General features: G+C 63.4%; 7 protein-coding genes. 5 read left to right on the top strand and 2 right to left on the bottom strand.

Features of this window, described 5'->3' with window-relative positions; genetic code table 11:
* Window positions 1–226: transposase (locus AC1DVW_RS29550; protein ID WP_477327905.1), on the top strand; the 226-nt coding region annotated here is incomplete at its 5' end.
* Between the two features lie 259 nt (window positions 227–485).
* On the opposite strand, the gene AC1DVW_RS29545 is transcribed toward AC1DVW_RS29550, so the two are convergent.
* Complete coding sequence (locus tag AC1DVW_RS29545; RefSeq protein ID WP_477327903.1) at window positions 486–1,391, bottom strand: bestrophin family protein; 906 nt, start codon at window positions 1,389–1,391, stop codon at window positions 486–488.
* A gap of 187 nt (window positions 1,392–1,578) precedes the next feature.
* Between AC1DVW_RS29545 and AC1DVW_RS29540 the strand changes: the two genes are divergently transcribed.
* Window positions 1,579–1,989 (top strand): ACT domain-containing protein, encoded by a 411-nt coding sequence (locus AC1DVW_RS29540; RefSeq protein ID WP_477327901.1) that lies wholly within the window; start codon window positions 1,579–1,581, stop codon window positions 1,987–1,989.
* A 167-nt stretch (window positions 1,990–2,156) separates the two neighbouring features.
* Here the strand turns inward: AC1DVW_RS29540 and AC1DVW_RS29535 are convergent, their stop codons facing one another.
* A complete protein-coding gene (locus AC1DVW_RS29535) occupies window positions 2,157–3,191 on the bottom strand; it encodes an aspartate-semialdehyde dehydrogenase (protein WP_477270233.1) in 1,035 nt (344 codons plus the stop codon).
* 470 nt (window positions 3,192–3,661) lie between these two features.
* On the opposite strand from AC1DVW_RS29535, the gene AC1DVW_RS29530 reads away from it, so the two are divergent.
* From AC1DVW_RS29530 to AC1DVW_RS29520, 3 genes are all read left to right on the top strand, one after another.
* On the top strand, window positions 3,662–5,524 hold the full coding sequence (locus AC1DVW_RS29530) for a DEAD/DEAH box helicase (RefSeq protein ID WP_477249579.1): 1,863 nt from the start codon (window positions 3,662–3,664) through the stop codon (window positions 5,522–5,524).
* Window positions 5,525–5,602: 78 nt separating this feature from the next.
* Window positions 5,603–6,307 carry a DUF805 domain-containing protein gene (locus AC1DVW_RS29525; RefSeq protein WP_477249580.1) on the top strand — a complete coding sequence of 235 codons (705 nt, stop codon included), beginning with the start codon at window positions 5,603–5,605 and terminating at the stop codon, window positions 6,305–6,307.
* Between the two features lie 472 nt (window positions 6,308–6,779).
* Window positions 6,780–6,934 (top strand): helix-turn-helix domain-containing protein (locus tag AC1DVW_RS29520; RefSeq protein WP_477323337.1); only part of this gene is annotated, 155 nt, incomplete at its 3' end.

The raw sequence follows: 6,934 nt of genomic DNA, 5'->3' as shown, positions 1-6,934 counted from the left end.
CGGCAAGCTCAAACATAGGAGCAAGATCACAGGTGGCCGCCCGCGGGTCAGGCGAGCTCTCTACATGGCGGCGCTCGGCGCCATCCGCGCCAATGACCGGTTCAAAGCTTTCTACGTCGCCCTTGCCGCACGTTCCGGATCAAAGAAACTCGCCATCGTCGCCGTCGCAAGGAAGCTTCTGGTCACCCTCAACGCTATCATCAGGGACAAAACCGCATTCGCGTGAACACAGTTGCCATGCCGCGACATCAGGCGAAGAATGCGGCGGTCCAGAAGGAAGCGTCCATTCGCTGCGAAGAAGAGTGCTCGCTTGTGGTCCGTCTTCGCGTACCACAGGCATCACGGCATGGATCCTAGAGTCTCCGCGACGTCGCTGCGCTCCTGCTTCGCCCTAGGATGACGAAGGGAGGGACGTTCCAGCTATTCTCGAAGGTTTGCTGACCACCGAAGCATCAACGTTCACTGCCTATCGGCCTCGCGAAGACCTACGAAAAATAAAACTTCTCCGCCGCAATCATCTTCGGCGGCGTCTCGCCCAACGCCTCGAACACCGAGATTTCGCAGACGCGGCAGAGACCGTCGAGCGCCAGATCGTTGGCCTCGGTGCCGAACGGATCCTCGAGTTCTTCCGACAGCGCGTCGAGACCGAAGAAAGTGTAGGCGATCAGCGCCGTGAACAGCGGCGTCGCCCAGCCGGCGGCCGAGGCCAGCCCGAATGGCAAAAGCAGGCAGAAGATGTAGGCGGTGCGCTGCAGGAGCAGCGTGTACGCAAAGGGCAGGGGCGTTCCCATGATGCGCTCGCAGCCGGCTTGCGCGGCGGCGATTTCCGACAGCCGCTCGTCGAGGATGCGGTAGCCGATCGTGTCGATGGCGCCGGCTTTGCGCAGTGCTGCAATACGCCCGCCCATGCACCGCACCATGGCATCAGGCGCGTTGGCCGCCTTGGCGGCATCTTCGACCTCGTCGCCGATGAAGGTGCGTGCCTCGGCCGTGGCATCGACACGCCTGAGCAGGCCGCGCAAAAAGTGACAGAAGGCAATCGCCTCCATCAACAGGCCGCGCAGCTCGGTGCGGTCCTCGACCAGCCCGGTCGAGGCCCGCGCCAGGTTGCGGATGTCGAAGACCAGCTGGCCCCACAGCTTGCGCGCCTCCCACCAGCGGTCATAGGCGGCATTGTTGCGAAAGCCGAGATAGATCGACAGCGCCACGCCGAGCAGAGCGAAGGGGGCCGTGCCGGCATTGCCGAAGTCGAGCCTCGAGGCCCTGACCGCCAGCACCACCAGTGCGCCATAGAGGCCGAAGCCAAAAATCTGCGGCAGGATGCGGGGCACCACAGAGCCGCGCATGATGAAGAACAGATGCAGGAATCCCGGGCGCGGGCGAACGATCATCTAAAACCCTCTGGCGGACCGGCGATGGTCCTCAACCCGTCTATTGTGCGACTGGCAAGGCGCGCAAGCTCAGCCGCCAACGACATGGCGATGTCGTCTTGCGGGGTAGAGCTGTGCGCGCTATCGAAGCCTGCAGGTCGACTCAACACGAGGGCTGCTCGATCGCGAAAACATACGGAAGCAAACGATGGCCGGCGAGACCGATCTGAAAAAACTGCTGGCATCGATGACGCCGGAATTGCTGCCCGGCGTCCACGTCTTCGTCACCCTGGCGCCCGGTACATCCGCCCCTGAAACCCTCGAGCCGGTGATGGTGTTTCGCGAACGCGACGGCACGACGCTGATTGTGCTTGAGGACGAGGCGAAGGCCGCCGGCCTGGAAGGCGTATTCCGAAGCCGCATGATCACGCTGAACATCCATTCGTCGCTGGAAGCAGTCGGCTTCCTCGCCGCCATCACCACCCGGCTGGCCACCGCCGACATGGGCGTCAATCCGGTCTCGGCTTTTTATCACGATCATCTGTTCGTGCCGGCGGGCCGGGCGGAGGAGGCAATAGTGATACTGGAAAGTTTGGCGGAAGAGAGCCGGCCTACTTGAAGCGTCAGCGCTGCCCCTCATCTGCCTACCGGCATCTTCTCCCCGTATAGCGACGGGGAGAAGAGAGCTACCGGCCAAAGGCCGAGCCCGCGACTGCGGGCCGCCGACTTTCCGGCGCGCCCGCGCAGGGCCCGCCGCGGCAGCGGCGATACGGCCCGTGAGCGAGATTAAGCCGCCTTCTTCTTCGGCTGGATCAGGCCGCGCTCGACCAGAAGCTCGGCGATCTGCACCGCGTTCAGCGCCGCGCCCTTGCGCAGATTGTCGGACACGATCCACATCGACAGGCCGTTGTCGATGGTCGAATCCTCGCGGATGCGCGAGATGAAGGTGGCGTCTTCGCCCGCCGATTCCAACGGCGTGATGTAGCCGCCGTCCTCGCGCTTGTCCAAGACCTGGCAACCCGGCGCTTCGCGCAGGATGTCGCGCGCCTCGTCGGCGGTGATCGGCTTTTCGAACTCGATGTTGACCGCTTCCGAATGGCCGATGAACACCGGCACGCGCACGCAGGTCGCCGTCAGCTTGATCTTCGGGTCGAGCATCTTCTTGGTCTCGGCGACCATCTTCCACTCTTCCTTGGTGAAGCCGTCGTCGAGGAAGACGTCGATATGTGGGATGACGTTGAAGGCGATGCGCTTGGTGAACTTCTTGACGTCGACCTGGTCGGCGACGAACACGGCCCGCGTCTGCGTGAACAGCTCGTCCATGCCTTCCTTGCCGGCGCCCGACACCGACTGGTAGGTGGCGACGACGACGCGCTTGATGGTGGCGAAGTCGTGCAGCGGCTTCAGCGCCACGACCAACTGCGCCGTCGAGCAGTTCGGGTTGGCGATGATGTTCTTGCGGGTGAAAAGCGAGATCGCGTCCGGGTTCACTTCCGGCACGATCAGCGGCACGTCCTGGTCGTAGCGGAAGGCCGACGAATTATCGATGACGACGCAGCCCTGCTTGCCGATCTTCGGCGACCATTCCTTGGAAACAGCGCCGCCGGCCGACATGATGCAGATGTCGGTGTCGGAAAAATCATACTGGTCGAGCGTCCTGACCTTCAGCGTACGGTCGCCGAACGACACTTCCGTGCCCTGGCTGCGCCGCGAGGCCAGTGCCACCACTTCGCTTACCGGAAAGCCGCGCTCTTCCAGTATGTTGAGCATTTCCCGGCCCACATTGCCCGTGGCGCCGACGATCGCAACCTTGAAACTCATAATGATCTCCTGTCCCTCTCCGCTCGGTTTTTGGAGAAAACCCGCCGGCCGATGCGGGTTTCAACCCCCGGGCCGGACCCGGGAGAGGGTGGTTAGGCCAAGGGAATCAGACCGTTTTAGTGGTCGTTTTGGCCATGGTTTTGCTGGAACGGGGAGACGCGCCGACGCGCCCGGCCCAATGATTTGCATTGTGGCCAGGGAAATCGAATGCAAGAAACGCCATCAAAAGGCCGCGCATCGAAAACTGTCCTGTTCGGTGCCGGCTTTTACGCGGTTTGCGTCAAGAGTCAATTGGCGGCAGGGCCTGGTCCTTCCTTCTCCCCTTGTGGGAGAAGGGAGGCACGCCACGGCTTGCCCTGTACAAGAGAGGCGGCAGGAAGTACGAACGGCCAAGATTGTTTGGCTGGCGCTGCGCCAGCCCCGGCACGCGCTCCCTGACGAGCGCAGACCCCGAATTCCGAAAGAGTGAGATGTCCAACTTCGAAGCTATTGTCCCGGCGCTGGCAAAAGCGCTGGAAAAACGCGGCTATTCCGAGCTGACGGCGGTGCAAAAGGCCGTGCTGGAGCTCGGCCAGGCCGATGCGCTGGTCTCGGCGCAGACCGGCTCCGGCAAGACCGTCGCCTTCGGCCTGGCGCTGGCGCCGACCCTTTTGGGCGATACCGAGCGCTTTGCCCATGCTTCGGCGCCGCTGGCGCTGGCGGTGGCGCCGACGCGCGAACTGGCGCTGCAGGTGACCCGCGAGCTGGAATGGCTTTACGAACTGACCGGCGCCACGGTGGCCTCCTGCGTCGGCGGCATGGACATGCGCACCGAAAAGCGGGCGCTGGAGCGCGGCGCCCATATCGTCGTCGGCACCCCCGGCCGGCTGCGCGACCACATCACCCGGCACTCGCTCGACATGTCGGCGCTGAAGGCCGTGGTGCTCGACGAGGCCGACGAGATGCTCGATCTCGGCTTTCGCGAGGATCTGGAATTCATTCTCGACGCGGCACCAGCCGCCCGCCGCACGCTGATGTTCTCGGCCACCGTGCCGCGCTCCATCGCCACGCTGGCCAAGGGCTACCAGCGCGACGCGGTGCGCATCTCGGCCGCGGGTGAGGAAAAGCAGCATCTCGACATCGAATACCGGGCGCTGAGCGTCGCCCAGGCCGACCGCGAGAACGCCATCATCAACGTGCTGCGCTATTACGAGGCCAAGAACGCGCTGGTGTTCTGCAACACCCGCGCCGCGGTGAACCACCTCACCGCGCGTTTCAACAACCGCAATTTTTCCGTCGTGGCGCTTTCCGGCGAGCTCAGCCAGAACGAGCGCAGCCATGCGCTGCAGGCGATGCGCGACGGCCGTGCCAAAGTCTGCATCGCAACTGACGTGGCGGCACGCGGCATCGACCTGCCCAACCTCGAACTGGTGATCCACGCCGATTTGCCGACCAACCCGGAAACGCTGCTGCACCGCAGTGGGCGCACCGGACGCGCCGGGCGCAAGGGCGTCAGCGCGCTGATCGTGCCCAACAATGCCCGCAAGCGCACCGAAAGGCTGCTGCAGAACGCCGGCCTCAAGGCGACATGGGCGAGCCCGCCCTCGGCCGACGACGTCATCCGCCGCGACGATGAACGCATTCTCGCCGATCCAGCTTTCGACGAGCCGGTAAAGGATGACGAGCGCGGCTTCATCGACGCGCTGCTCGCCCGGCACGGCGCCGAACAGGTGGCGGCCGCCTTCGTGCGCCAATGCCGCGCCAGCCGTTCGGCGCCCGAGGATCTCATGGAAATCGCGCCGTTCACGCCCTCTCGTGAAAGACCGGCGGGCGAAAACTTCGCGCGCCGCGACGAGGCGCCAAGCCGCCGCGATGATTTCGGCGACAGCGTCTGGTTTTCGGTGTCGGTGGGGCGGCGGCAAAATGCCGAGCCGCGCTGGCTGATCCCGATGCTGTGCCGCACCGGCGGCATCACCAAGCGCGAGATCGGCGCCATCAAGATGCAGCCTGAGGAAACCTTCGTGCAGATTTCGGCCGACTGGGCCGACCGTTTCCTCGCCGCCATCGGCCCCGACCGCAAATTGCAGAACAACATCGCGGTGAAGCGGCTGGACGGCACGCCCGATCTGTCGCGCGCCGGCTACCAGCCGCCAAATCCGGACAAGAAGCCGCATCGCGGCAAGGGGACGTTCGACCCGAACGCGCCGAAGCGCAAATTCGAGAAGCGGGCGCCAGCGGCGGGCGATCAGCGCCCGGCATTCGAGGCAAAGCCCTGGGCTCCGAAAGCGGGCAAGCCGAAATTCGACAAGGCCGGACCGCCGAAACACAAGAAGTCGAAGAACCGGCCGGCCTGATTTCCGCCGCTGGCGTATGCCCCCTTGCGATATGCCAGAACTTTGAACAGTCTGGAGCGCGAACACTGGGGTGAGCGGATGCGCGGCGAAGTTCTTCACTATGACGAGGCGCAAGGCTTCGGTTTCATCACCGGCGCCGACGGCAACCGCTACACTTTCACGCGGGAGAGCCTGCGCCGCGAGGTGTCGATGGCCAAGGGCACCGCCGTCGAGTTCCAGCCCGGCGGCGGCCAGGCGCGCGACATTTTCTCGATCGGCGCCCAGAATCCGACCGACAGCGCTGCTGCCGCAGCGAGTGCCCCACCGCGCCAGGCAGGCAGCGCGCCCGCGGGGCCACAGCATTTCGGCCGTGCCGCCGAAAACGTGCCCGGCGAACCCACCGATCTGTGGGGCTATTTCTGGCACGCCCTGACGCAGAACTACTTCAATTTCGGAGGCCGGGCCCGCCGCAAGGAATATTGGAGCTATTTCCTGTTCTGGGTGGTTTCTCTGCTCATCGTCGGTGGCCTTGGACTGTTCCTCGACGCCAAAATGGGCAATTTCGACAGCGACATGTCGGCAGCGGTAACCGTTGGCCTTTGCGGCACCTTCCTGCTGGCGACATTCCTGCCCAGCCTCGGCATGGCCGTTCGCCGCCTGCACGACATCGGCCTGCCGGGATGGCTCTGTCTGCTGGTCTTGATCCCGACCATCGGCAGCCTGATCATCATGGTCTTCGCGCTGATCCCGACGCAGGCCAAGGAAAACCAATGGGGACCGGTGCCGGCAGGGGTCAGGGTTTAGCGGCGAGTCGCCACTGTTTGTTCTAGGCCACTCATGAATGCAGAACGATCGTATGGGTGGAAAGCAGACGATGAGGTTGCTATCCTCCGAGCATGAAGCATGAACGCCTTTGCGCAATCGCTCACAACTTCGCCGACTCAATGGCAAGTGGGTTGGGCTTTGTTGTCGGCTACTGCTCAACTGAGGTGTTTGAAGAGGCTGCGACCAGCCCTGGTGGAGTAATCGAGATCGACTTCCTGCATGGGAGTATTATTAGAGGGCGCCCTTCACACCAATTGAAAAGTGCTGCGGTCATATTCGGGCAAGCCTTTCCCCTATTCTGCAAAAAAACGGCGCAGATGGGACTGACTTCCAGAGCTTCTTAGCCACGTTTGATGCTAGAGCGGGATGAATTGAGGCTGAATCGGCGAGGATTCCCTTAGGCGTGCAAATCTGATTCAACCTTCTTGCTGAGACAAGGAGGTCAGCATGGATGGGCAAGCCTTACTCGATGGATCTTCGCGAACGGGTTGTTGCGTCGGTTGAGCGGGAGGGGCTGTCGCGACGGCAGGCCTCGGCACGCTATGGGGTTGGTATCAGCACCGTCATCAGGTGGGTGCAGCGGTTGCGCGACATGAGTAGCCTTTT

The organism is Mesorhizobium sp. P3_B5 (assembly GCF_056402815.1).
This window is presented reverse-complemented; position numbering and strand designations above follow the sequence as displayed.

Excerpts from the sequence above, each read along its gene's own strand:
- AC1DVW_RS29535 (WP_477270233.1), bottom strand. The coding sequence starts at position 3,191 with ATGAGTTTCAAGGTTGCGATCGTCGGCGCCACGGGCAATGTGGGCCGG.
- AC1DVW_RS29545 (WP_477327903.1), bottom strand. The coding sequence starts at position 1,391 with ATGATCGTTCGCCCGCGCCCGGGATTCCTGCATCTGTTCTTCATCATG.
- AC1DVW_RS29525 (WP_477249580.1), top strand. The coding sequence starts at position 5,603 with ATGCGCGGCGAAGTTCTTCACTATGACGAGGCGCAAGGCTTCGGTTTC.
- AC1DVW_RS29530 (WP_477249579.1), top strand. The coding sequence starts at position 3,662 with ATGTCCAACTTCGAAGCTATTGTCCCGGCGCTGGCAAAAGCGCTGGAA.
- AC1DVW_RS29540 (WP_477327901.1), top strand. The coding sequence starts at position 1,579 with ATGGCCGGCGAGACCGATCTGAAAAAACTGCTGGCATCGATGACGCCG.